This window comes from Ferrimicrobium sp. (assembly GCF_027319265.1).
Lineage (GTDB): Bacteria > Actinomycetota > Acidimicrobiia > Acidimicrobiales > Acidimicrobiaceae > Ferrimicrobium.
The window spans coordinates 18,932-44,544 of the sequence record NZ_DAHVNP010000032.1; the positions used below are offsets into that span (position 1 = coordinate 18,932).

Consider the following 25,613-nt stretch of genomic DNA (forward strand, 5'->3'; position numbering starts at 1 on the left):
TTCCTCCTCGGAAGATACAGATGAAAATTCATCAATTGCTCGTGCTGATTAAGAACTTGTAGTGATGAAGAACAGGTGGACGTCTGGCAGAGCGTGCACGTTGATCAGTTGCTCGTCCCTCCGATCGTCTTGCCAACGGCGGTCACTTCGGCACTCGGTATCGCCACCCCATCGATATTGAGATTGAGTGATCCGTTCGCCATCGCTACCCCCGAGACAACCCCACTGCCTTGGGTGCCACCCGCTGTCGTGTAGCTCACCGTCTGGCCGATCAGATTGGCGGCGTTGACCACTCCTTCCTGAGACTGGAGCGATTGCAGTTCGTTGCTGACGCTATCGAGGAGCTGGACCATCGACAGGCTGGAGGTCTGCTGCACCATCGCGCTCGGGTTCATCGGTGAGAGCGGATTCTGGTTCGTCAGCTCAGTGACCAGGAGTTGTAAAAACTCATTGGATGAGAGCGACGCAATCGAGTTATTTGAGGTGTTGGATGGACTGCTAGCAGTGCTGTTCGCCGCTCCCACCGCACTTGAAGCACCGACTGAACTAATAGGTAAGGTCATCGCCTTATCCTCCTTTCTTCCTTAGAGCCGTACGTCGACAAGCGAATGTGCAACCACAGCCGTAGGAGATCCAGACACGACACCTGCAATGGGCGTCGCGTCAAGCATCGGCACTCCATCGGATGGTGAGGATTCCGACGGCCGCCCTTGTCCTCCTGTTTGCTGACCACCAAATCCAAGATCACGCTGTAAGGCGTTGGTCAAATCACCGAGCTGCTGACTCACAATCCCTCTCGTCAGAGGATCAGCGACCTGGATGTGGACTTGAATCTCACCACCATTAGAGGTCACCTGTAGCTGGAGCTGTCCGAGTTCCTTTGGTTCCAGTGCGATAGTGATCGTCCTTGGAAGATTGCCCTCCCGAACCACCTGGGCCACGATAGTGCCGAGTTGTCCAAGTGGGGAGGACGCCATCGCTTCGCCAGTCGCTCCAGCCACTGGAACGGAAGGGGGCGAGGCCATATCGAGACGCTGTAGTGGACTCGATCCATTCATCTCGACGAGTGGGCCTACCGGTGCCGGTTGGTGCGGCACGCGCGATTGTCCGACAAAGAGTTGGGCTCCATTGTACACACCAGCGCCCGCCTTTGTACGCACCACCTGATTTGATGGATCAGATGGTGGTGGCGACGAAGAAATGTGTGATCGTGGTGATCCTTCGATGATGAGAGGGGCGCGACTGATACTGACAGATGATGAGCGTGGCGCGAGTGGAGCTGTTAAAGTGCCAATGTCCTCTCCTCCTTGGCTCGGCAGGCTCCCTGAAGAGACCGCACCGATCTGGCGATCCTTACCAAGGGGAACCTCGGGTGCCCCAGCCTCGCTCGTCGAGGACGCTGTAGTGATCGACTTCGTTGGTGGGATGGCAGCCTGGGCTTGAGCCCCAGCCTCCCCCTGCGTCGCAATCCGAGTTTGCGCTGGTGCATTCTCTGCAGTACGCACCATTGGAGCGCCTGCGGTTGCCGGGGGGGTGGTGATGAGTTCGATAGCGTCGCTCCTCGTCGCAAGGACCACCGATCCATCCGCAGATTGTGCAGATGTCTTGGTGTCATGACCGGACCGGGCGATCGTCGAAGGAATCGGCGACGCAAGGGTCGTGGTCATAGGGACAGGCGACGTAAGGGTCGTGGTCACAGGGATAGGCGACGTTGGCCGATGCCTATTGACCACAGGTCGCTCCAATCTGGCTTGTACCTCCGCAAAGGTCGGCTGAGCGTGCGTTTTGGCACCATCAGCCTCAGAGCGCTCCTTGGAACTCGCTTGGGTTTTTGACTTGGCTTGCGACTTTGGCGATTCTTGGGGCAGTACCTCGAGGAGCGGAGTGGTTGTTGACTTAGCTATTGGCGACATTTTGGCCTCCCATGAGTCTCATGACCTCGGTCACGTAATTTTGCGTCTGGGCATATGGCGGTATCCCCCCGTACTGCTCCACCGCCCCGTCACCTGCGTTGTAGGCGGCTAAAGCGAGTGGCACTGATCCAAACTTGGTTAATTTTTGAGAAAGCAGTTCAGCAGCTCCATAGATCGCCTGGGTAGGGTTCATTGGATTGACACCCAGCGAAGCGGCCGTTTGCGGCATAATCTGCATGAGTCCTTCCGCACCCGCCGAGGAGACTGCAGATGGATTCATCCCAGACTCCGCCGTTGCGACCGAAGTCAACAGGTTGGGTGGCAGATTGTAGGCCTGGGTCGCAGCCGCAAAGACGGAGGATAGGTCTGATGGTACGCTCGCCTGCGGGCTGTTCATGACCGGCGCGACACTGCGAATCTCGGTAGGATCTCCCACCGGTTGGATCTGCACAGTCTGTCCCGTCTCAGGCGCATCGACCATATACCCGTTGCCGAGATAGATTCCCACGTGGTAGGCAGGGTTCCCGTAGAAGACAAGATCACCAGGTCGTGCCTGAGCCAATGAGGCGACTTGGGTCCCCACCTGTTCTTGTTGGTCAGCGACTCGTGGCAGATCAATACCAGCCTGGCCGTAGGCCCACTGCACCAGTCCAGAGCAGTCGAACCCAGCCGACGGTGATGAACCACCCCATACATAGGGTACACCGATCTCATTCAAGGCATTGGCGACCGCTTGGTTCACCGGAGAAGAGCTCTGACCAGCGGTTTGTGCAGGACTCGTCGCTGGTGATGCTCCGAACGCTGCCGACGCCGTCAACGCTGGCGTGCTCATCAAACCGGTGCCAATCACTGTGGCTCCCGTCCCACCCGCCGTTGTGCCAAGGCCTCCACTCGTCATCCCTGCAGCCAAGGATGTTCCAGTGTTGGTCACGGCCGAGGAATCAGCGGCTGACGAGGTACTTGTGGCCGCTGTCGGATCGAGAATCGACCCAATCGTCGACTGCACTTGATTGAGGGTTTGGAGAAACTCACCCGGCCCACTCGCCGAGGTAGCCTGATTGGCCAGTTGGCCAAAGGCATTAGAAAGATCGGTGAGCGCTGGAAGGGTTGCGGGGATGGCGTTCATCACTCACTCCTTAGTTGACGATCAAAAATTTGGCGGGCTACAAAGAAATCAAGAACTTCAACGAGCTCACGTCGGGCGCGTTGGCGCTCAAGTTCACCAACGGTGACGGTACGCAGGTCCTCAAGCGTTCTGCGCTTGGCATCGATGGCGACCAGGACCCGCTCCTGCACCGCTATGGTCTGCGCTGCCGCTAAGGCGCGTTCTCCATGCTGGGCAGCTAAGGAGAGATGCTCTGGTCCAAGGGTCCCAAAATCGCTACGAGCCTCGACGACCGCGAGATGGTCGTCTACCTTGTCAAGTTCTGCACCACGTCGTTCAACAGCCTCTCGCAGCTCGCGAAGGTGACCCCAACGCTCAATCTCTTGCATACGGAGCAATAGCGTCAACGCTCGTCGGCGACCAGCCAGGTTCACTGCGCCACCCCGAGTGCTTGAGACAACCGTGACCATGTCGCAGACGCCGGGGTCAAGTCCATCAGATCCTGCGCAAAAAGCTGCGTCAAGCGAGGGACAGTAGCAAGTGCTCGATCGACGTTAGGATTCGAGCCAGCGACGTAGGCACCAAGATCGATCAGGTCGCGCACCTGATCGAGCTCTGCGTAGAGTCGTCGAGCCTCATGGGCTAATGCACGCTGGGAGTCATCAAGGATCGCGGTCTCAAGGCGCGAGATCGACTCCAGCACCGACACCGCTGGATAGAGGCCACGCTGGGCCTGGCTCCGACTGAGGACGATGTGACCATCGAGCACTGAACGTGCGGAGTCCGCGATTGGATCATTCAAGTCGTCCCCATCGACGAGGACCGAATATATGCCGGTGATGCTTCCGCGGCTCGAGGTGCCGGCTCGCTCCAACAGTCGTGCCATCAACGCAAAGACCGAGGGCGGATAACCGCGCACGCTCGGCGGCTCGCCGGCCGAGAGCCCAATCTCACGCTGTGCCAAACCGAGTCGAGTCAGTGAGTCCATCACGAGCAGTACGCGCTTTCCCTGATCACGGAACCACTCGGCGACTCTTGTCGCCGCCAGTGCCGCACGCACACGCAACAAGGGTGGTGCATCAGAGGTGGCCACGACGATCGCCGCCTTGGCCAAGCCTTCGGGGCCGAGATCATGTTCCAGAAACTCCTTGACCTCACGCCCACGCTCCCCAACGAGTGCCAACACGATCACGTCGACATCGGCACCACGAATCATCATCGACAGCAGTGAAGACTTCCCAACTCCAGCACCAGCAAAGACACCGAGCCGCTGGCCGATCCCACACGGGACCAGGGTGTCGATGACCCGTATCCCAAGCGAGAGTTGCTCGTCGATGAGGGTACGATCCATTGGCGAAGGTGCCCTGCCATCGATCACCACTAAATCCTCTGGTGTGAGCTGTCCGAGTTGGTCGATCGGTCGCCCCTCTGAGTCCAAGACTCTTCCAAGGAGGGCCGGCCCAACCGGAAAGAGTGGTGGTCGCTTCAGTGACCAGGCAGGATTACCGTAGCGCACACCGGTCATCTCCTTGAACGGCATGCAGATGAGCCGCTGGTTATCGAGGCCGACAACCTCGGCGATGAGCGTCTTCGCCCCTCCTAGATCCACCACGACCGCATCGCCGATCCCTGCTTCGACCCCTTCCACCTCGAGGTGCATCCCAACCAAACGGCAGACGCGCCCACGCGGCGTTGGTTCGACAACGGACAACAGTCGCTCCCGCATCAGATCAGGTATCATGGTGCCAACTCCCCAGCTCATTCACGACCCGTTCAAAGGCTGTAGTGATACGAGCGTCAAGGACGCGGGCGCCCGACTCGATGACGAGGTCATGGATGCCGAATCCTTCGCCGACGACCGCCATCGCCTCAAAACCTTGGTCGAGCAACTTCGGAAGCACAGCGGCGCTGACGGCCTCCACATTGTCTGCGGCAACCCGTACTAAAAATGCCTCCTGGGCAGCCGCCGATTCCGCAGTCTCATCTACGATCTTTTGGATACGATCGATCGGATCTGCGATCTCGGTGCGCAGGATGCGTTGGGTAAGTTCAAGAGCGAAACGAATGATATCGGCGAGCTCCAACGAAAACTGCTGAGCTCGAGCCTGGTGGAGTCCACGGATCGCTGCATCGAGGAGTTCATTATCCCTGCGATAGCGTTCCAACTCCTCTTTGAGCTCGCGATCGAGGATACCTCTGGCGTGCTCGATGCCTGCCGCAAAACCCTCGCTGCGGGCGAGTTCGAGCTCCTCGCGCCACTGGCTCGTCGACCGTGCCACCGTCGAGTTTCCGAGTCCAATATCCTCTAAGACAGAGTCGACTGAGGGTAGATCGAGACGGATGACATCGTTTGGATTTGATCGCGGATCCATCTAGTTCACCAGCTCCTCATCGGAACGGGCGATCATGATCTCGCCAGCGGCTTCAAGCTCGCGAACTGAACGCACGATAGATGCCTGAGCTGCCTCGACTGTGGAGAGACGAACGGGGCCAAGGATCTCAATCTCCTCCTCAAGGTCTAGCGCAGCACGCTCGGAGATGTTGCCCATCACCTTCGCGACCGAGGAGGATGATACACCCTTCAAGGCAACCGCCAGGTCCTTCGGACTCACTTGCCGCAAGACACGCTGAAGAGTGCGATCATCGAGGGCGAGCACGTCTTCAAAGACAAACATCTGCTCCCGAATTCGATCTGCCAGTTCAGGATCGACAGCATCCAGATCAGAGAGGATGCGCCGCTCGGTGGTCTGATCGATATTGTTGAGGATCTCAACGACGGAACTGAGTCCACTGTGCATCGCCACTGGGCCAGCCTTCGTCAGTCCAGCGAGCTTGCGCTGCAAGATGACCGCGGTCTGTTCCACAATCACCGGATCGACCCGGTTGAGGAGGGCGATACGTCGGGTTACGTCAGCGCGCATCTCATCGGGCATCGCGCCCATGACCTCTGCGGCCATCGTTGAGTGCACATGCGAGAGTATCAATGCCACGGCCTGGGGGTGTTCCCCCTGCAAGAAGGAGGCGAGTTGGAAGGACTCGACATGCGAGAGAAAGGAGAGCGGATTCTCAATCGAACGCCCAGAGAACTGGGCGAGGACCTCGTCGGCCTCGTTCTTACCAAGGCGAGCCGAGAGGATCTCACGTGCGGCGTCCATCCCACCTTGGCCCACGGTCTTGACCGCGATCACCGACTCGACGAACTCCTCCATCAGCTCAGTGATGGTCTCCTTCTCAAGACTTGGTAGCTTGGCGATCTCAAGAGTGAGGGCTACCGCCTCGGTCTCGCTCATCGAACGCAGCACCCGGGCGGCGAGTTCGGTGCCGAGCTGTACTAAGACGGCAGCCGACTTCTGCATGCCAGAGAGGTCCTTGACCTGGGTCATCTATCTGTTACCCCGTGATCCCATCCAGATGCGGAGCAGCTTGGCGACATCGTCTGGTTGCTTATCGATATAATCGAGTACGTCATCGGCGACGATCGGCTGCGCCATCGGCATTGAGAGAGCGGGCATGAGTTGGGTGACATCGCCAGGTCCAGGACCCAACGCCATAGTCGGAGCCGCTGCGTCCAAGAAGAGAGGTTCGATCTCGGTGCGTGCCGAGGATCGCGCCATCAACAGGATCGCCCCCACGACTCCGAGCACCAGCAACAGTATTTTGCCCAATGAGAAGATCGAACCCAGTGGGCTCGCGGCCGCGGGTGCCGCCGTGGTTTGGGTCGCAAACGGAAGGGCAACCACGCTCAGGGTGTCTCCGCGCTTGGCGACAATCCCCGCAGCCGCCGCGACCATGTTCTTGATCTTGGCAAGTGAGTAGCCACCCTTGAGCTTTGAATTCACCGCAACCGCTACCGAGAGGCGCTGCACCTGGCCAGGGGCTTGCACGGTTGTCTGGTCAATCTGACCGACCGCGTAGCTGTTATTCGTCGAGTTTTGCTTGTAGTTGCTGTTGGTGCCGTTGCCGGGGGCCGGGGTAACCGCGCCAAGGGTTCCTCCAGCGACCGTGCCCGCACCCGTAAAGGTCTGCGTCTGGGTATTAGATTGGGTGAGCGCAGATTGGGCCTTCCCCTTGACCGTTGGCACCTGTTGCGACTTGGTCGTCACCTGGTTGTAGTCGAGGGTGGCGGCCACTCGAACGTTGGCTTGGTTGGGACCGAGCACCGAGTCAAGCATCGACTGCAGCGACGTTTCAAGGGTGTTGTCATAGGCCTGGGTGGCAGAACTTGTCCCTGTTCCGGTCACTCCTTGGCCAGGTGCCGCCAGGACGTCGCCGTTCTGATCGACGACGGTCACCCCATTGGCGTTCATATTGGGGATCGCCGAGGCGACGAGGTGCACGATCGCCTGGACTTGGGTCGAGGAGAGGGTGACGCCGTTGTCAAGCGTGACGATCACCGACGCCGTGGGCGTCTGGTTTCCTCCGACCGCAAAGACATCGGTGGGAGGCAAAGCCAAGTTAACCTGTGCAGCCTGCACGCCATTGATGGCCTCGATCGTCTGCTCAAGCTGGCCCTGGAGGGCCTCCTGATAGTCAGCCTGTTGGGTGATCTGCGAGGTGGTGATACCGACACTTGACAACAAGGAGAGACCCACCGTGGAGTTGGCCGGCAGTCCGGCCTGCGCCATCGCGATGCGCTCCTGATCGACCATGTTTTGTGGCACCTCAATCACCGACCCCGAATCCTCGAGCTGATACGGAACCCCGGCGCTCGTGAGTTTTGAGGTGATCGATCCTGCATCCGAGGCTGACAGGTTCGTAAACAACACTCCATAGGTCGGCTTGGAGGTCATCGACGCAACCACAAAGACGATGGCCACCACGATCGCGAGGCCAACCAAGACGACTGCCTTCTGACCGGTGGTGAAGCCGTCTGCAAACTTCTTAAGACTCTTCGTCACATTCGACAAGGTATCCGTCGATGCCATTCCTACTCCCTACCCAAAATTCAATTGATGGAAATGAACCATTGCACTGTGTCGATCTAGCACTGTGTCGATCTAGCACTGTGTCGCGCTAGAACTGCGTCGACATCACTTGATTGATGGCACTCACGGCACCGTTGCGTAGCGCTACCACTAACTGCGTCGCAAGCAAAGATTCGTTGGAAGCCACCATGGCATCGCTGAGATTCGCCTGACCAGCAGCTACCTGCTGCGCCTGCGTCGCCGCCGTTGCTTGCGTACCTTGCAGTGAATCGATGGCGTTGCCGAGAATCTGACCAAAGGAGCTCGAGCTTGCACTCGGTGCGCTGGAACCAATCGGCGGCAGGTTTGCGCCAAGACTTGAAGTGATAGCACCGATCGCGGGCACCATTAGCTCACGATCCCGAGGACTGACAGATAGGCAGCTTTTGCCTGGCTGATGACCGATGCGTTCGCCTCGTAGCTATATTGAGCGGTGACGAGATCCCCAAGTTGGGTACCGAGGTTGATCCCTGGCTCCTTGACCATACCCTGTTTGTTCGCCAGCGTGGAACTTGGATCATAGGTCAATTCACCGTTGGGTTTTGGAGTAACGATGGAACTCACCTGCACGCCATCACCAAGTGCGTAGTTGGTAAAATTAGGGATACCTGAAGAGTTGACTGACGGCTTTGGAGCGACCAGCACCTCTTGCTCTTGGTATTGTGGTTGATTGACTCCTGCGATATCATTCGCATTCGCGATGTTAGAACCGATCGAATTGAGCCAAGTTTGCTCAACGTTCACGCCAGTTCCTGCGATATTGATTGCACCGAACAGCGACATCAGAATTGACCTCCCATTGCTCCTGAGAGGACCTGGAATTGTGTGGTGAGTTGATCGGAGACGGCTTGGTACGCCAGCGCATTGTTCTGTAACCGAACCAACTGGTTGCCCATAGAGACATTGTTGCCATCAAGTGATTCCGCGTTTGTCGACGGGGTCAGTGTTGCTGCTGCAGTCCCCCCATTGGCCAGCGCATTCGAGAGCGAAGACTGGAAGGAGACGTTGGTCGCTTGGAACCCTGGCGTATTGACATTAGCCATATTGTTCGCAATCGCATGCTGTTGCGATGTCAATCCATCAAGAGCAAACTGGAGAGCCTGAATCGAGGTAGAACCCACGGTAGCGCCCTTTCAAAGAAAAGCTATCCGTAGCCCACTGCCGAGCGATCCGTGCCCGTAGGAATAGCTTCGGTTCACCCATCGACCCACTTAAATAACTTTTGTAGATGGGTGCCATTGCATCACATTCACCGCCGGCAAGCAACCGAGTAGAAGCAAAAGGGTCGAATGGCCGCACTGGAACAAAGCTATCAAGGCAGCTTGATACGCGTTCTGAAGTAGTGGGACGAAATCACTGGCGAAGATAAGGAAAATCCGTAAGCAGGATGAAGGATTTCAAGCGAGTAATTAAGTGGTGGTGACCGCTCCTTCGAGCGAAGAGAAGTACTGCCAAGAGCGAACGGACTAGGCGTACCGAAGACGACACCAGTTAGGCGAGTACGTCGATCAGTACAATCCGCTCGGGGTCCTTCATGCGAGAGTATCGCAACACCGTTGAAAATGCGTCCATGCGTGAACGCAACTCCTCACTCAACTCCTGCGTACGAAGAACAAGCGACTCCGAACGATCCCGCAAGACCCGAGGCAGATGGACACTTGGCTGCTCATAGCAGAAGCTCGTCGTCACCACCCTGCCGGTGGCGAGGGAGTCCGCAACGGCGTTCAGATGCTCCTCGTACGCATCAAGATAGGCGAGCCACTCATCCATCCGCGTTCACCAACACCGCTGCCTGACGCCAAGCATTCATCAGTGGGCGAAGCACCGCCTCAGCCTCCGCGAGCAACTCGCGCTCCTTGGCGAGGTTCGAGCGAACGAGACGATCGAGCGAGTACTCATACAGTCGCCGAATATCACTCGCACCATCCCACACTTCGACCTGCAGGCAGTCGCGGAGTAAGGCCACAACCGCCTGTGCATTCTTGAGTCCACAGTGGATCTCATGGAGATCATTCTTCTCGTAACCGCTTAGTGCGCGGGCGAGAGAGGCATCTAACTGGTCGATTACCATCAACAAACGCGCAGATGGCGAGGCTGTCTGTACAGCGTTGATCATATAGCTGCGTCTACCCGAATAGACCATGGGACATCCTTTCTACAGCAACTGGGCAGTCTGGGCAACAGCACCGCTTCGACAGGTCTTCCGTGGACCAGTCCACTCGTGATCTCGACGAGATCGGGCGCGGACGCTTCCCACCATGGCTCTCCTATCGGCACGGAATAAGCTCTTCCTTACTATAAATTCAGGCCATGTCGGTGAATTTGGGAACACTTCAGTGGATTGACCCCAGTGACTTCAGTGTCTCGTTTCTTGAGTAGGTTCACCTTTTAACCTCGCCACACTCGCCCATCCCCACGAGAACCCCTATGAATGACCACGGGATTACGTTCCACAACATCACGCACAGACTTTCCCAGATCTCAGTCCTAGTCCCTCAAGGAGTTGGTCGAGGCGTCAAATACTCGAGCCACCTTATAAAGCTAACCTCCAACTGTGTCGACACTGAAGTGTCCTGTAGTCCCTCAAGTTTGAGAAAGAAGCTACGCTTATGCCTGCCTCCCCTGTCGTTGTGGTAGCCATCCTGGCCGACGAAAGTACTCGCAAGGCGACAAAACGCTATTTGAACGAGGTCACTCCTGCAAGCTTTCCAGTAGTCTGTCTCCTCGAAGGTGGCGAACTCGACCCTAGGGATCGGACAAAGATCGAAAGTGCCGAACACGCGGCGATCCTCACGCCCGACTCCTCCCTCCCTAGTGGCTGGATCGATGAATTGATGTGGGTAGCACGCCAGCACCCTGATCACGTTGTTGTCCCTGGTTCTCCAAATGTGCTAGGCCCACAACGCTTCATCCTGGAAGAGGGCCAATCGGTCGCACGACAGGGAGACCAAACCGTTTACGCCCGTGAACATCGCAAGGCGTTCTCTCGCATCGTAGAGCAGATTCAGTTCGCAACCGACCTTGTGGCTATGGCACCAGGGCCTTGGGTTGGGGAGGTTCTGCGGTCATCTCCTGGAACCTGCTTCGATGTCTTCAAAAGGCTATACAAGGACCGCCCCCTGTTGCTTGCTCAAGGTGCAGCGGTATTTTCATCAGTAGTCAAACAACGCCTGATCCCTGGCGCTAAGAGAACGGCCCCTCTGGTCTCATTATGCATGATCATCAAAGACGAAGAGGGGTATCTTGGTGATGCCCTGGACTCGGTAGAGGGGTTGGCTGATGAGATTATCGTCTACGATACCGGATCCAGCGATCGCAGCATTGAGATTGCCGAGAACTACGGCGCCAAAGTAATCCTTGGCCAATGGCGAGATGACTTCGCATGGGCAAGGAACCAAACCCTAGATCATGCGAATGGTCAGTGGATTCTCTGGATCGATGCCGATGAACGCGTGCGAGGTGACATAGACGCACTTCGGCTTCGCCTCGAGGACCCCTTCGCTCCCTATGAGTCCTATTCGATCCGCATCCAAAATGCAACAGGGGCAGGGCTAACCAGTATGGAGCACTTTGCTAACCGTATCTTCCGAAGAAAGGACTGCTACTGGCGAGGAGCAATCCACGAGACTGTATGGTATCGAGACAACCGTCGAACGAACTATACCATCAGAGCACCAGAACTGTATTTGGAGCACCTTGGGTATCTCGATGCTTCGCTTGCCGGTCGCAACAAGGCAGACCGCAACATCAGCGTTTCCGATCAGAATGAGTCCGCAGACTCTCTCGAAGAAGTTGCCCTCCATAAAGCTCGTTCCCTCACGATGGGAGGTCGTTTCGATGAAGCGATTGAGCTGCTTGAAACCAAGGTTCTCGGTCGCGACTCCCCTGCCATGCACCGAATCGCGCTTTTGATGCTTGGGGTCTGGTATCGGGTGGTCGGACGCTATGACGATGCGAAAGCCATTCTTGCTCAATATGGTGATGCCGAAATAGATCCAGCCTTTGCCGAGGCCGAGTATGCACAGCTTGCCTTTGTCCAGGGGGACTTTGACGAGGTGCTACGTCATGTGAATCAAGTCACACACTTCGTTGCTGATCGCGATGGCTTAACCGTCTCCCCCGATAATCTTGCTGGCCTCAAGGCACGGGCACTGGCACAGCTTGGCCGGCACGAGGAAGCAGCACAGACAATTCTTGGAGCTCTACAGCGAGGAGTGTTAGAGGTTCATCTTGGAGAACTCATCGACTGGATGGACCAAGGTGGCGTACCGATGTCGGAACTGGCGAAGGCTATCCCTGATAGTAAGAAGACGCTAGTGCTTGCCCAGCTCCTACAGATCGATCCAGTAGTCGCGGATCAGGTATTAGTGGAGCTCCATGATGCAAACCCCACGGACCTTGCGATTCTGGCGACCGCCTCGCTCGTTGCGAAGCAGCTTGACTCGCAACGTCAGACCTCTTGGCGAGCGACACTGGCTAAAGCGGGTCTGGTGAACGCTTAGGAATCCGAGGGGCGATTGGACTCCTCGATTGCTCGGAGTGCATCCTCGAGATCGCTCCAAGCTTGAAGCTCAGAGAGAATCTCCTCGTCTGGAGCATGGGCAATGTCTGTGAGCCGATGCCAACCAACCCCAGCTTGCGTCCGTGACATCGCTAGTAGGTCTTGTTGAATCTCCTGTGCTAGCGCCTGTATGCAATGAATCTCCAATAACTCTACATCCTTGAACCGTGCACCACACTTACAAACACAGGTCGTGTAGGTGCCCGGATCCGCTTGATGCCCTGTCGCTACATGATCTAGCTTATGCTCACGCTCCACGAGACAACACCTCTCCAAGTTGGCGAAGCGAATGGCCCCAATCGCCAAGACGATACTCATCTCCAAATGGGTTGTTCGGGCGATCAAGTGGCCTTGGAAAGAGGTGCTGGCAATCAGTGAACTCCCAGTCTGCTTTGCGTACCAAGGTGACTTCGAGCACGTCATAACCCATTACTCCATCAGCGAGTGCTCGAGCTCCATAGTTATTGGCATGGACATGGACGATCTGGTGGGTGCCAAACAGGACTTCTAGAGAACGATAGACCCGCGCTTGGAACGCATGATCCTCCACAATGCGTAAGAGGTGATGTAACTCCATGACGATTTGGCTAAACGGTGCGAGGTCGTGGGGTCTAAGTTGCGGCAGTATGTCCCACTCCCCTCCCTCGATGTCGATGTTAAGAATGAGATCATCTCGGGTCTCATTGTGGTGGGTCGCAAGCGCATCTCCAAGACTGATCATGGTCTCGCTGGTCTTAGCGCCAAGTCCTAAACGATAAAAAACTGTCTCGCCTTCAACAGGAGGTGGCGCATCGATCGTATGGTCATATTGATAGACACGATTGTTCCTCATAGCCATCGCCTGATCCCACGTAACCTCTTGTCCAATGCCAAAGTTGTAGGCAATGGTGTTGGCGAGACCACGGTCAACCATCACGTAGCCTCCGTCGTTGGCTCCACCGACCCTGATGAACTCAGCACCATAAGGAGTCATGGGGGTAAGAAGGTTCTGAAGTTCCAATAGGGCACCTATATCCGTTGGCGCGAGAAACCGTGGACCCTGTTGGGCAACAAACGAAAGGTAAGCGATCTGTTCCTCGAGGGTTGCTTGACGCTCACGCAAGTGATTGAGAACAGCGGCGACTTGGGCATCCATCATCTAACTCCTTAACTGGGTTACTGAGAACATCTTTATAACGACTCTGTGCTCTTGGCCTCTAGAAGAGCGCCCGTATCGATATCGATCCAACGGTCAAAAAACAGCGTGTCAGCATAACTGGTACCAAAGACGCGATCAAGGGCAAGGAGGAGTGCAAGTCGAGGAGTTGTGACACCCTTCTCTGCTCTGGCAAGTGCTGCTACTGAAAACCGAGTCACCTTCGCCAATTGGCGTAGGCTCATCCCTCGTTCCTCTCGTGGCCTGCGTAACGATTCACCAAGGGATTCAGACCAAGCGATGCGAGGGTAATGACGTTGGTAGAAGTCGGTAACCACGAGCTGGTCGCCTCGTTTGATGGCGATCCGAGATGATGGTTTGAAATCCGAGCGCAAGTTAGATCCTAACAGCGTATCAAGAACCTTCATCTGTTGATAGGTTGGATGAGCAGCACAACGTTCCCATGTCCATATCGTGTAGGAGCCTACCCCGCACCTCTTTGCCACCGTATTAACTTGCATCCCGATTTTGATTCTCGCATGCTTCAAGGATGTGGCATGTCGTGCGGTCCAACAAGGCTGTTTAGCCTTTTTGCGGAGAGGCTTGTTATGATAATTGGAGGAGTCGCGTTGCGCTGGCCTCTGACGATCCACAAAGAGATCTTTTAACTTCAACGTCCAGTCATCAAGATAATACTGGTGGCTAAAGTCGCTCCCGGGTAGCTGATCGATTGAGCGCAGAAACCGTAGCGATGGCTTTGCTGTAGCGTTCTCTACCTCGACTAGCCATGCATAGGAACATCCCAGTATCCCGCTTAATTTGAGTACAGAGTACCCGTAAGCCTCACGCTCCCTCCGAATTACTTGCCCCTTGTCTCGGTTCCACACATTCTCATTGAACCGCTGGTAAAATTCAGTGGCCTCTTCGTATGCAGCCTGCGTGGAGCAAATTGGTACATCGGGCAAAAAATGTTCGTGGAACCTGGTGCCGAGTAGTTCGTCAAGACTTACAAGGTACCCATAGGTTGGAGAGGATTGATAGCATGTCTCCCATGTCGAGAGCATCACCAAGGAGATGCCCAATTCGGATGCAAGATGGCGTGAGGACACATCAAGTGCTAAGCGTGCGAACCGTAAGCTAGCGCCATAAATGGCTCCCCACTCCTGAGAAGGAGGTGCGTCTTGTCGTTCTCCACGCTTCTCTCTGTCCCGTTTGCGTTGCTCTCTAGCGGCCGGATCAAGCGTAAACCGGGCATCAGGTGCGAGTTGGGCGTGGAAGGAGGATTCCAAAATCTCGTCAATACTAGTCAGTATCTGCATAGTGGGAAACTGAATTCCATTCTCGATGGCACAAACCTTCCAAGAGAGTACCGAGGTTAGAGGCCAGGCCTGTCTGTGAGTAGCCCTTTGACTTACGGAGGGACCTTAGTGCTTGTGCGTACTCAAACGTCCAAGGCACTCTTGCCTCTTGGACTTTGCTCGTGTTCGATAGGGTCCGTTTGCGTGGTCTAGCTACGGATTCGGGTTGTCGAGTTGTCGCAGTCATGTTTGTGGCTCCGCTCCAACACTAGTAAGCACGTCACCGGAATGCTCGCCTCTGTGCCCTATGCGTATTTGCTGACGATACCTAGCGTCCTTCCATAGGTCGAGACGTGCCTTTACTTGGGGCTCAAGGCTTTCGTGTAGAGAGACCGCATTCGTGGGCAACTCACCAGGATAGAGCTCAAGCAGTGCTTGTGCACCATAGAGGTCCTGGTGATCCAATAGCAACGCAATGGTGTTGGAGAGGTCGTCGATCCCCCACTCAGTGAGGGTCCGAGCAACTTGGAGTTCAGTCGCATTGAAGTGATCGAGCTCAACATCACCAGTGAAGGCCCCTGCAATCGCTCGTTCCGCAATACGTGCGCTCTGGCTCCAAGAGAAGGTAGTGCTTGTTGCCAGTCCCGATTGGATTCGTTGCTCATGAACCGAGTCATCAACAAGAGCTAGACGGATTCCCTGAGTAAGGTCTTCGACAGAGACCTCTAACCAATGGTACCTCCCGCCAATTGGACCATAATTATCAACAGCTGGCTGATCGCTAATGGCGACAGAGGCTTTAACCAGAATGGCATTGGTGTCGTTTGCATAGTCATCGGCGGCACCTCCTCGAGTCAGCACTACAGCCGTGCCGAGACTCATCGCTTCGAGTCCACCAAGATAGAAACCTTCTGCTCGATAGGGATGCACAAGCGCCTGCGACTCTGCAACAAGCAGATCGAGGTCGTCCCGGCTGAGGCTCTCGCGAAGCACTTGGGTAATCTCACCCACGCGGGGGTACAGCTTTACTAAGTCATCAACAAGTGACTGACCTTGATAGAAGGAATTGTTGCCAGATTCTTTAATAACGACTGAGACCCCGCTGAGCTCGTCATCGTCAAGGGCATCAAGAGCCCGAATGAAGAGATCTATGCCTTTGCGCCAAATTCCACCGCCGAGGAAAAGCAGCTGATTGGGCTTCTTGACGGGGAACTTGATCGAAGGCGGTCGCACTCCCAGTGGCACGATTCTGACCTTTTGGGGATCCGCTCCGGCCTCGACCCAACAGGACTTGACAAAGTTTGTATGCACCCACACTTGATCGACGTTATCCAGGGCCTTGACCCACTCAAGAGGTACACCACCGAACTCCCAGGGTTGGATCACAATGAAGATCCGCGAGTTTGGTCGTTCCCAATTGGGTGGCCAGAACTGGCGAATACACACGTCTGCACCATCACTTGAGCCGAGTGGGAAGGGCTCAAGTCCGAGTCGCGCACATCCAATCTCTACTTGTTCTGGGTCTTCATCCCATGAATTGAGTGCAACGAGATGGCCACGGCTCCGAAGCGCATCTGCAAGGTTGAGATTAACGATGCCATAGCTGTTGTCAAAACGAGTATTGCCTTCAAAAACGATTCTCATAGGACTCCTGTGGTGCGCATACTACCAAAAGCATCGGAGAAACTCATGTCTTCTTAATGTTGGATTCAGACCTTGATGAGGCTTTCAACCCTCTCTGGACAATTTTCCTATCAAGCTCTGCGCCTCGTGTGTCGAAGATCTTAGGGATACCAGGTAGATCCTGGTGTTACGTATATGAATACGAGGGAATTCAAGGAGGATTCATGTCCCTATCGGTTAATACAAACATCTCGGCCATTGAGGCGTACAATAACTTGAACGCCACTAACAACGCGATGCAAACGTCCATCAACCAGCTGTCTTCAGGCTTGAAGATCCAAAACGCCTCCCAAGGTGCTGCGGACTACGTGATCTCACAGGGTCTACAGACTCAGGCGAATGGTCTGGGTGTTGCTATCAACAACGGTCAGGATGCCACCTCGGTACTCCAGATCGCCACGGGTGCCATGAACCAGCAGATCTCGATCTTGCAGACCATGAACCAGTTGGCAACCCAAGCTGCGAACGCTGGCGCGAACAACACCACGTCGAACAACGCCGACCAACAAGAGTTTGCGGCTCTACAGAACCAGCTGGATCAGATCGCGAACTCAACACAGTTCGGCTCCACTCAGTTGCTCAACGGGACCTATACCGGACAGTCATTCCAGATTGGTGCTTACGCCGCATCAGTAGACCAGGTAGTGGTGAGCATCGGTAATCTTGGATCAGCTTCGCTTGGTGTCAGCGCGGCATCGGTGAACATCTCGACGGCTTCTGCCGCGTTCTCTGCGATGGCATCAGTACAGGCGGCAATCACAACGGTTGCCTCTGCTGAAGCTGCCATTGGCGCGACTCAGAACCAGATCCAGGACATCATCGCCAACGACACCGTTGCCCAGCAAAACGTGACCTCAGCGAACTCGACGCTGGTCGACACCAACATGGCCAAGGCGATGACAAACTTCTCGTCCCAGCAGGTGTTGATGCAGGCTGGTGTTGCGATGTTGTCCCAAGCCCAGGCACTACCTCAGTTGATCCTGAAACTAATCCCATAGTTTCTCCTTACTCTCACTATGGGCCAGGGATCGCGTATCCTTGGCCCATTTTGGGTAGTACCTCTTATTTCGTTCTCTAGATCAGCCGAAGCTCATCACAGGCCAAGGAGGTCACATGTCTTCGATATCACCAACGACCAGTACTACTTCAACAACTGGAACGACTAGCACCAGTTCCACCTCGTCAAGCACCACCAGTCCCTTCGCGCCTCCGATCCAATTCAATGGTGTTATCTCAGGCTTAGACACCAGCTCAATCATCAATGCGCTCATGCAGGCCTATGAGCAACCTCAAGTAGATATCCAAAACCAGATCACTTCATTGAACAACAACCTGAATGACTACCAACAGCTCTCATCAGATTTCCTCAACCTCCAAACCGCAGCCAACAATCTCACCTCAGCCTCCGACTGGCAAATCACCTCCGCGACTACCTCGAATCCAGCAGTGGCCACCGCCACGACCACCTCAGGGGCTACTCCCTCAACGATCAGCTTCAACGTTGATCAACTCGCCCAAGGCAATGTGCTTGCCGGAGCCAACACACTCAGTTCACTCTCATCCACCGCCGCCTCGGGCAACTTCCTACTCTCTTCTAGCGCGGCAGGTTTTGGAGTCAGTTCCCTCGCTGGCAGCTCCTTGTCCGTTGGAACCCATTCATTTGATGTCACCCAAGCGCTCACTGGAGGTACAGCCTCGGCAACAACTGCTCTCGCTAGCTCAGTGACGATTGGCTCCTCGAATGACACTATCGATGCAACCGTCAATGGAACTACCGAAACCTTTACCATCGCTTCGGGCACCTATACCCCTTCCCAACTGGCCCAAGCGATTAGCACAGCGTCGAGTGCATCCGGCACTCCTCTTCTCAATGCGCAGGTCAATTCACGGGGACAATTAGAAGTTGGAACATCGCTTCTTGGGTCATCGGCCTCACTCCAACTCACCGGCGGGACTGCGCTTTCAACGCTCGGTCTAAGCACCCAATCAACCGCCTCGGTCGGAACCGCAGGCTCGATTACCCTTGATGGCACAGCTACGGCAATCAACAACGTCCAGTCAGGTTCAACCACCACGCTCACAGACGGTTCCGGTGGCACGATCACCATGGGAATCGGTGCCTTCGGCATCGCCAAGGGGAGCTTCAGCGCCTCGGAGATCTCCGCTGGTAGTGGCAGCCTGAGTTCGGTGGTCTCTGATATCAACGCCTCGAGTTCCGGTGTTACCGCGTCAGCGGTACAGGTGGGAACAAATGCGTACATCCTCCAACTTTCTTCGAACACTACAGGAACCGATGGCAACATCACCGTTGAGTCATCGCCATTCTCTGCGTCGGTCGGGAGCTTCAACTCTATTACCGCAGGCCAAAATGCTGTCATCAGCGTCGGTGGTACCAACGGTTATGAGTTGTCGTCACAGACCAATACGGTGTCAGGAGTTCTACCAGGTGTAAACATCAATCTGGTATCGGCGCAAGCTCCAGGGTCATCCCCCATCACCCTTTCGGTAACTCCGAATGGTGCCAAAATGGCAACAGACGTTCAATCACTCATCACGGCAGCCAACACGGCGCTCTCGGACATCAATAAGTACGCTGGCTATAACGCCGCCACCGGAACCGGCGGGCCACTGATGGGCAACTCTGACCTCAACGCCCTGACCTCGCAAATTCTTGGGGTTATCTCGAATGAAGTGGGGTTGAACGGAACAACAGCGGCGAATGCAGGGATCACCCTCAACAAGAACGGATCGATCGACTTCAACGCCACCACCTTTGCCCAAGCCTATGATGCCAATCCATCACAAGTCGCCTCCCTCTTCACTCAGGGTGGCTCACTAAATGCGACTTCTAACGCCTACTCGGGCTCGGTAACCCTTAGTTATGCGGGCAACGCAACCCAAGCAGGCAGCTACCCTATCGTGATCACACATTCGGCAACCCAAGCGGTAGATACCGGCAGTATTGTCTCAGGTGGTGCAATTACCAGTGCCGAATCGCTCTCCTTCACCTCTGGTGGCTCAACTGCGACTTATGCAGCAAGTGCTGGCGAATCGCTCACTAGCATTGCAGCGGGCATCAACGCGTCCTTCGCATCGTCGGGTCTTGCGCTGAGCGCAACAGTCAACACCACCTCATCTGGCTCCCAGCTTGTGGTCTCCTCACAGAACTATGGCTCTGCACAGAGCTTTACCGTGGCGACTAGTGGAACAACCGGCCAGCTCGGTCTCACCGCGAACGGCACCACCTATGCGGGAACTGATGTGGCTGGGACTATCGATGGAGTGACAGCGACCGGCAGTGGCCAGTATCTCTCGGCACCTATTGATAATCCGACGCTGGCCGGACTCTCGCTGCAAGTGACGGCGACTGGAATCACGAGTGCAACGACTCTTGGTGATTTTACCTATACCCCAGGCATTGCGGGTGGCATGGGCGCGACAGGGTATGGAGCATCCGATCCGACCACAGGGTCGCTGTCGAGCACGATTTCTAGCCTCAACCAGCAGATCGCAAGTTTGCAACAACAGTACAACAACTACACTCCGATGATCCAATCAGAGCAGAAGATGCTCCAGCAGGAGTTCGACAACATGGAGACCCAGCTCGGAACTCTCAAGAATCAGGGCAGTTATCTCTCGAGTGAAATTGCTCAGCTGCCCACAGGTGGATAGAGTTGATGAAAGTTAACATTCAGCGATCAGCGCCATTGTGAGTGCCTCTTGACTCTTTCCAGATGGCTAATGATTGGTTGATGATAACGGTGTTTAACTTTTTCAAACATCTGCCTGCGGGCTAATTGCGTCGACTCTCATGAGCGGTAGTTCCGTTGATCTTCACTGAGAACTGATTTGGAACCAGCCCACAACTTTGTTGGCCAGGGTTATTTTAGATGAAATAACATCGACAACATACACGATATCTCTACCTCAGACTTGATTGTATTGATTGACATCCTGGGGTTCGATAACTGTGCACCGACGAATTCATATAGCGGCCACGCCACCCTGACCGACGTAGGCAGAAAGGTCTAATCAATTCTCCAAATCCCTATGAACCCAGATCCCCCCAGCATACAATCCTTGAGTCCCTCGGGTTTGAAAACCCTTCTTACTCGGACCGCCCGACGTAGCGGCTAGTTTGCAGTGCCACTTTCAGAACGATTAGCTAGTTGAGCTGAGAGTCTGAAATGGCGATCAAAAGATGAATTGAACGCGTAGTTTTCTCGATTACCTGAACCTCATCGAATTCTTAGTCGTTAACGAGACAACCCCGAGAATGGTTCCCTATCTACCAAGCAAACACCGAGGGTGTAGCACTGAGAACTCATTCCTGACCAAAGCAGCGCAGAGGAAGTATAGTAGAGCGCGACGCGGTCTTCTCGAATACAAAGTGAATGGGACTCACGCAGCCCTCCGGAATTACATGGAACTTCCTAGAGACCATAGACCGCAGTATTGGTAGGTGCAATGAACAGTAGCAGCGTCTTGCCGTCAACCCCTCGAGTAACCACCTAGTACAGTCCCTGTCTGTGCTTTACATCGCAGCAGGCGCGGCTACTTAAGCTTTATATCGCAATAATACTTCCAAAACCTGAATCGCATTCAGCGCCGCGCCTTTGCGTAAGTTATCCCCCGATACAAAGAAGGCGATCCCATTTGTCGATGACCGGTCGGGTCGAATCCGTCCAATCAGGACTGGATCGATCCCAGCCGAAGCGAGAGGAGTTGGCAGCTCAACGATCTGACAACCTGGTTCCTGTCTGAGCGCGTCCACGAACGACTCCACCCGGGGAGTATCTCGGCACTCTGCAACAATCGCGATGCTGTGTCCCGTAAAGACCGGTACCCTTACACAGGTAACATGGCAGCGCAGATCAGCCAACCCCAAAATTTTGCGGGACTCATTGACAAACTTCTCCTCCTCAGAGGTGTCGCCATCGTGAAGATCCCCTGCGAGGGGGATGACATTTCCGGCAAGTACAGCTGGGAACTTTACCGGAGACATGAAGTCGACGGCACCGCCATCGAAGGTGAGTGCGGCAAGATTTGGTCGTTGCAGTTCGGCATCAAGTTCTGCCACCCCTTCCCTGCCCGCCCCAGAGGCTGCCTGGTAGGTCGCAGCGATCACGCGTTCGAGGCCAAAGAGGCGATCGATGATCGCCAATGGAGGCATCGCAATCATCGTCGTGCAGTTTGGATTAGCGATGATCCCAAGCGGGTGGCGCACAACTTCCCTAGGATTGACCTCCGGAACCACCAATGGGACATTCGGGTCCATCCGATACGCTGATGAGTTGTCGATCACGACCGCTCCGGCCTCGACGAAGCGAGGAGCGTGCACTTTGGAAGCGGTCGCCCCGATCGAGAAGACGGCGTAATCGATCCCGCGAAGGTCTGCTGTCTTCACGTCCTCCACCTCAATGGACCGCCCATCAAACTCGATGACGGTACCTGCTGATCGTGGGGATGCAAAGAAGCGAATGTGATCGAATGGAACCTTCCGTTCCTCAAGGATCTGGCGCATCACACCACCCACTTGGCCGGTTGCACCTACGATAGCAATGGTTCCAGCGCTCCTCATAGCGAAAACGCCTCATGTAACGCCTGCACGGCCGTCTCTAGCTGTTCGACCCGAATGACACAGGAAATTCGGATAGCTGAAGTGGAGATCATCTCGATGTTGATATGGTGATTAGCCAGCGTCTCAAACATCGTGGCGGTGACACCGGGGTGGGATTTCATCCCTGCTCCAACGAGGGAGACACGACCAATCGCCGTGTCAGTCACCACCCGACTCGCGTCGACTTGCCTTGCCACCTCCTCGGTCACGCTTCGCGCGAGTTCAAGGTCGAGTTTTGGCGCCGTAAAGGAGATGTCCGTATGGCCCTCGATAGAGGTATTCTGCACAATCATGTCGACATTCACACCAGCGTCGGCGATGACGCGAAAAATTCGAGCCGCCACACCAGGGCGATCAGGCACCCTCAACAAGGTGAGCTTGACCTCAGATGCATCATGCGAGATCGCGCTCACTACCGCCTGTTCCATTGTCTCTTCCTCCTCTACCACCCAGGTACCCGGCTCCCAGGTGAAACTCGAACGAACATGGAGTCTCACCCCATAGTTTCTGGCAAATTCAACTGAACGCAATGCAAGCACCCTGCCACCGGAGGCCGAGAGCTCAAGCATCTCCTCAAATGAAATCCTTGGGATCTTGCGGGCGCTCGGAACCACACGAGGATCAGCCGTGAATACCCCAGAGACATCGGTATAGATCTCGCAAACGTTCGCTCCAAGGCTGGCTGCGATAGCGACCGCTGTCGTATCAGAGCCTCCGCGTCCGAGCGTCGTGACATTGCGATCCGTGGAGACCCCCTGGAAACCCGCTATCACCGGAACCACCCCGGCGGCGAGTGCTGCCTTAATCCGCTCGGGTTTGATCTCGACTATTTTTGCTTTGGTGTGGTCGGTGTCAGTGATGATGCCTGCCTGCGAACCCGTAAAGGATTCTGCCGCCACCCCCAGGTCAGCAAGCGCCATACAGAGCAACGACACCGAGATGCGCTCACCGGCCGTAAGTAACATGTCCATCTCGCGTGGAGGGATCGTCCTACTGACATCCCCTGCGAGTCGGATCAGGTCATCGGTGGTCTTCCCCATCGCAGAGACGACCACCACCACATCGTCCCCCCTACGCCTTGAGCGTGCTACGTAGTCAGCAACCGTGCGAATGCGGTCAGCATCAGCCACTGAAGTGCCGCCGTACTTCTGAATTATGAGAGCCACTCGAACAATCTAACAGCCCGAAAGGGTCGAACCAAGAGGATCGAGCGGTCTTGTGCTATTAAAGTGTTCACGTGCCAAGCGAAAAGCGGGCTCGAATCCGAGCGAACCAACAGAAATTGAAAGAAGCGGAAATGGCGCGTGCTAAGCGACGTCGACTGATGCGCAACGGCGCCATCGTGGTGGTAGCTGCGATCGTCGTCTTTGTGGGGATCTACCTACTCACCAAGCCCCCGACGAAGAAGACAACGGCCGCCACCAAGACAACGTCGACTGCTGCGAAGACTACGAGTTATCTGCTGCCCAATGGGTGCCCCAATCCGAGCGCCACCATCCCACGCAAAACCCACTTCAAGAAGTATCCACCAGAATGTCTGAATCCGAGTGATCACTACACTGCCGTCGTCAACACCACGGCCGGAACCTTTGACGTGAAGCTCGAACCAAATCTGGGACCAAAGTCGGCAAACAACTTCTATGTACTATCGCTCTATCACTTCTTCAACGGAACCACGTTTTTCAGAGTCATTCCCGGGTTTGTGATTCAGGGTGGTAGTCCAACCAACAACGACTTCGGGACTCCGGGTTATAGCTTCGGCGACAAGAACCCTCCGGCCGGTTCCTATCACATCGGAACTGTAGCGATGGCCAACAGCGGATCACCGAACTCCAACGGAAGCCAGTTTTTTGTGGTTTCCGGAACTGCCGGCGAAAAAGAGCTGAGTGACACCTACAGTGTCTTTGGACAGGTGACCAAAGGGCTATCGGTCATCGCAAAGATCGATGCTGGCGGAAGTACTGCCAACAACGGTATCCCGCCAAAGACAACCTACAAGATCAACACGGTCACGATCCAGGTAACCAAGTAATACCGGCCCCTAACACACATGCGAAGGAGTAACAATGCTCGGCAAGAAGAAGGAAAACTACCCGTGCCCTGAGGCTGATGGTTCGAGTCCGCAGGTTCGACACTTCGATGCGAGCCCTTCGTACTGCCTCGAAGACAACACCAGCTATGAAGCCATCATGGAAACCAACCATGGCACAATGCGCTTTGAGCTCTTCCCTGAACGCGCGCCCATCACCGTCAACAGCTTCGTCTTCCTCGCGCGCTACCACTACTTCGATGGGATCAACTTCCACCGGATCATTCCAGGGTTTGTCGTTCAAGGCGGTGATCCAACAGGCTCGGGTGCAGGAGGCCCAGGCTATAAGTTCCGCGACGAACTGCCAAACGCGGGTGAGTACAAGCTCGGCAGCTTGGCCATGGCCAACGCCGGCCCAAACACCAATGGGAGCCAATTCTTTATCATCTCTGGACCTAGTGGCGTATCGCTACCGCCACTCTACAGCCTCTTTGGTCAACTCATTGAGGGTGATGAGGTGCTTACCATCCTTGAACAAGCTGGCTCGCCGAACGGCACACCCAAATCAGAATGCACTATGAGTGCTGTTAGTATACGCCAAGAATAAGGGAGAGTATCAACATTCCATGCCCTTATTCAATCATCTAGTGGAAGCTTTTCTTGAGTTCCATAAACCATCGCTTCAAGCTTGTGAAGCTCGATAATTCTGCAGGCAAAAACCGGAATCCTCTAACAGTGACAACCTCTTCGAACGTGAATCCCTAATTCGTTCCGAATAACATCGTAAATAGCCCTCTTGGCAAAGATCTGGACGCTCTTCTCCGACAACCGCACTTCGACCTGGGTCCCAACCAGGCGATATTGCACCGAGTAATAATGACGGTCAGCGCTCACAATGATGTGATAGTCAATGCTGACCTTGGCCCGCTTCCAGGTGGCAAACTCATAGGGAGTAGCTGGTAGTGGTCGTAGATGGTCACGTTCAATGCTCTCGAAGAGTTCCTGACGTGAGGTACCAAGGGACTTGGTGACTCTATGGTTGAGATCCCAGGTGAGCTTTGCAATCGCGGCATTGGCCTCGGCGAGACTATGAAAGTGCTCATTGCGAAGTCGTGCGAGAATCCAGCGTTCAACCACCAGTACTGCCACCTCGACTTTTGGCTTATCCCGAGGCCGATAGGGACGAGCAGGCAGTACGGTCATTTGATAGTAGGTGGCCATCTCAAGGTAGGTCGCGTTAGGAACGGGCTCATACCGGTCAGCCTTGGTGACCGCGGTACGCATGCCATCGCACACGATCGCATC

At 55.2% G+C, this 25,613-nt stretch carries 25 protein-coding genes and 1 pseudogene; 5 read left to right on the forward strand and 21 right to left on the reverse strand.

Features of this window, described 5'->3' with window-relative positions; translation table 11 throughout:
• Window positions 1–104: 104 nt before the first annotated feature.
• The 13 genes from M7439_RS06000 to fliS form a co-directional block, all read right to left on the reverse strand.
• Window positions 105–563: a flagellar hook capping FlgD N-terminal domain-containing protein gene (locus M7439_RS06000; protein ID WP_298344667.1), complete on the reverse strand. Its 459-nt coding sequence runs from the start codon at window positions 561–563 to the stop codon at window positions 105–107.
• 21 nt (window positions 564–584) lie between these two features.
• Window positions 585–1,913: a flagellar hook-length control protein FliK gene (locus tag M7439_RS06005; protein ID WP_298344665.1), complete on the reverse strand. Its 1,329-nt coding sequence runs from the start codon at window positions 1,911–1,913 to the stop codon at window positions 585–587.
• The gene (locus M7439_RS13040; protein ID WP_366525261.1) at window positions 1,897–3,039 is read right to left on the reverse strand and encodes an NlpC/P60 family protein; all 1,143 of its coding nucleotides are present in this window, start codon (window positions 3,037–3,039) and stop codon (window positions 1,897–1,899) included. Before M7439_RS13040 ends, M7439_RS06005 begins: the two co-directional genes overlap by 17 nt.
• Window positions 3,039–3,452 carry a hypothetical protein gene (locus M7439_RS06020; RefSeq protein ID WP_298344663.1) on the reverse strand — a complete coding sequence of 138 codons (414 nt, stop codon included), beginning with the start codon at window positions 3,450–3,452 and terminating at the stop codon, window positions 3,039–3,041. The genes M7439_RS13040 and M7439_RS06020 overlap by 1 nt, the downstream gene beginning before the upstream one ends.
• Window positions 3,449–4,780 (reverse strand): FliI/YscN family ATPase, encoded by a 1,332-nt coding sequence (locus M7439_RS06025; protein WP_298344660.1) that lies wholly within the window; start codon window positions 4,778–4,780, stop codon window positions 3,449–3,451. Before M7439_RS06025 ends, M7439_RS06020 begins: the two co-directional genes overlap by 4 nt.
• Entirely contained in the window at window positions 4,749–5,390 is a 642-nt protein-coding gene (locus M7439_RS06030; RefSeq protein WP_298344658.1) for a FliH/SctL family protein, read from the reverse strand. Before M7439_RS06030 ends, M7439_RS06025 begins: the two co-directional genes overlap by 32 nt.
• Complete coding sequence (fliG, locus tag M7439_RS06035; protein ID WP_298344656.1) at window positions 5,391–6,401, reverse strand: flagellar motor switch protein FliG; 1,011 nt, start codon at window positions 6,399–6,401, stop codon at window positions 5,391–5,393.
• Window positions 6,402–7,943, reverse strand: a complete 1,542-nt coding sequence (gene fliF / locus M7439_RS06040) for a flagellar basal-body MS-ring/collar protein FliF (RefSeq protein ID WP_298344654.1) — start codon at window positions 7,941–7,943, stop codon at window positions 6,402–6,404.
• Window positions 7,944–8,031: 88 nt separating this feature from the next.
• Window positions 8,032–8,331 carry a flagellar hook-basal body complex protein FliE gene (locus M7439_RS06045; RefSeq protein WP_298337711.1) on the reverse strand — a complete coding sequence of 100 codons (300 nt, stop codon included), beginning with the start codon at window positions 8,329–8,331 and terminating at the stop codon, window positions 8,032–8,034.
• Entirely contained in the window at window positions 8,331–8,765 is a 435-nt protein-coding gene (locus tag M7439_RS06050; RefSeq protein ID WP_298344652.1) for a flagellar basal body rod protein FlgC, read from the reverse strand. The genes M7439_RS06045 and M7439_RS06050 overlap by 1 nt, the downstream gene beginning before the upstream one ends.
• Window positions 8,765–9,103: a flagellar basal body protein gene (locus tag M7439_RS06055; RefSeq protein WP_298344650.1), complete on the reverse strand. Its 339-nt coding sequence runs from the start codon at window positions 9,101–9,103 to the stop codon at window positions 8,765–8,767. Before M7439_RS06055 ends, M7439_RS06050 begins: the two co-directional genes overlap by 1 nt.
• A gap of 370 nt (window positions 9,104–9,473) precedes the next feature.
• Window positions 9,474–9,752: a hypothetical protein gene (locus M7439_RS06060; RefSeq protein WP_298344648.1), complete on the reverse strand. Its 279-nt coding sequence runs from the start codon at window positions 9,750–9,752 to the stop codon at window positions 9,474–9,476.
• The gene (fliS, locus tag M7439_RS06065) at window positions 9,745–10,125 is read right to left on the reverse strand and encodes a flagellar export chaperone FliS (RefSeq protein ID WP_298344644.1); all 381 of its coding nucleotides are present in this window, start codon (window positions 10,123–10,125) and stop codon (window positions 9,745–9,747) included. The genes M7439_RS06060 and fliS overlap by 8 nt, the downstream gene beginning before the upstream one ends.
• Window positions 10,126–10,591: 466 nt before the next feature.
• Between fliS and M7439_RS06070 the strand changes: the two genes are divergently transcribed.
• Window positions 10,592–12,484: a TPR domain-containing glycosyltransferase gene (locus tag M7439_RS06070; protein ID WP_298344641.1), complete on the forward strand. Its 1,893-nt coding sequence runs from the start codon at window positions 10,592–10,594 to the stop codon at window positions 12,482–12,484.
• Here M7439_RS06070 and M7439_RS06075 read toward each other — a convergent pair.
• From M7439_RS06075 to M7439_RS06090, 4 genes are all read right to left on the reverse strand, one after another.
• A complete protein-coding gene (locus M7439_RS06075; RefSeq protein WP_298344638.1) occupies window positions 12,481–12,801 on the reverse strand; it encodes a hypothetical protein in 321 nt (106 codons plus the stop codon). The two genes, M7439_RS06070 and M7439_RS06075, sit on opposite strands and share 4 nt — an antisense overlap.
• A complete protein-coding gene (locus M7439_RS06080) occupies window positions 12,791–13,681 on the reverse strand; it encodes a hypothetical protein (RefSeq protein WP_298344636.1) in 891 nt (296 codons plus the stop codon). Before M7439_RS06080 ends, M7439_RS06075 begins: the two co-directional genes overlap by 11 nt.
• A gap of 32 nt (window positions 13,682–13,713) precedes the next feature.
• On the reverse strand, window positions 13,714–14,997 hold the full coding sequence (locus M7439_RS06085; protein WP_298344633.1) for a helix-turn-helix transcriptional regulator: 1,284 nt from the start codon (window positions 14,995–14,997) through the stop codon (window positions 13,714–13,716).
• A 222-nt stretch (window positions 14,998–15,219) separates the two neighbouring features.
• Window positions 15,220–16,620, reverse strand: coding sequence for a glycosyltransferase family 4 protein (locus tag M7439_RS06090; protein WP_298344630.1), 1,401 nt, complete (start codon window positions 16,618–16,620; stop codon window positions 15,220–15,222).
• Window positions 16,621–16,823: 203 nt separating this feature from the next.
• Here M7439_RS06090 and M7439_RS06095 point away from each other — a divergent pair, with 203 nt between their 5' ends.
• Complete coding sequence (locus tag M7439_RS06095; protein WP_298344628.1) at window positions 16,824–17,657, forward strand: flagellin; 834 nt, start codon at window positions 16,824–16,826, stop codon at window positions 17,655–17,657.
• 111 nt (window positions 17,658–17,768) lie between these two features.
• Here the strand turns inward: M7439_RS06095 and M7439_RS06100 are convergent, their stop codons facing one another.
• Window positions 17,769–17,906, reverse strand: coding sequence for a hypothetical protein (locus tag M7439_RS06100; protein WP_298344625.1), 138 nt, complete (start codon window positions 17,904–17,906; stop codon window positions 17,769–17,771).
• A gap of 22 nt (window positions 17,907–17,928) precedes the next feature.
• On the opposite strand from M7439_RS06100, the gene fliD reads away from it, so the two are divergent.
• Entirely contained in the window at window positions 17,929–20,331 is a 2,403-nt protein-coding gene (gene fliD, locus M7439_RS06105; RefSeq protein WP_298344622.1) for a flagellar filament capping protein FliD, read from the forward strand.
• A gap of 886 nt (window positions 20,332–21,217) precedes the next feature.
• Here the strand turns inward: fliD and M7439_RS06110 are convergent.
• Both M7439_RS06110 and M7439_RS06115 read right to left on the reverse strand, forming a co-directional pair.
• Window positions 21,218–22,240 carry an aspartate-semialdehyde dehydrogenase gene (locus M7439_RS06110; protein WP_298344619.1) on the reverse strand — a complete coding sequence of 341 codons (1,023 nt, stop codon included), beginning with the start codon at window positions 22,238–22,240 and terminating at the stop codon, window positions 21,218–21,220.
• The gene (locus M7439_RS06115; RefSeq protein WP_298344616.1) at window positions 22,237–23,445 is read right to left on the reverse strand and encodes an aspartate kinase; all 1,209 of its coding nucleotides are present in this window, start codon (window positions 23,443–23,445) and stop codon (window positions 22,237–22,239) included. Before M7439_RS06115 ends, M7439_RS06110 begins: the two co-directional genes overlap by 4 nt.
• A 131-nt stretch (window positions 23,446–23,576) precedes the next feature.
• Here M7439_RS06115 and M7439_RS06120 point away from each other — a divergent pair, with 131 nt between their 5' ends.
• Window positions 23,577–24,311 (forward strand): peptidylprolyl isomerase, encoded by a 735-nt coding sequence (locus tag M7439_RS06120; RefSeq protein ID WP_298344613.1) that lies wholly within the window; start codon window positions 23,577–23,579, stop codon window positions 24,309–24,311.
• 34 nt (window positions 24,312–24,345) lie between these two features.
• Entirely contained in the window at window positions 24,346–24,915 is a 570-nt protein-coding gene (locus M7439_RS06125) for a peptidylprolyl isomerase (protein WP_298344611.1), read from the forward strand.
• A gap of 122 nt (window positions 24,916–25,037) precedes the next feature.
• Here M7439_RS06125 and M7439_RS06130 read toward each other — a convergent pair.
• Window positions 25,038–25,613: pseudogene (locus M7439_RS06130) on the reverse strand (IS21 family transposase); the annotation flags it as partial.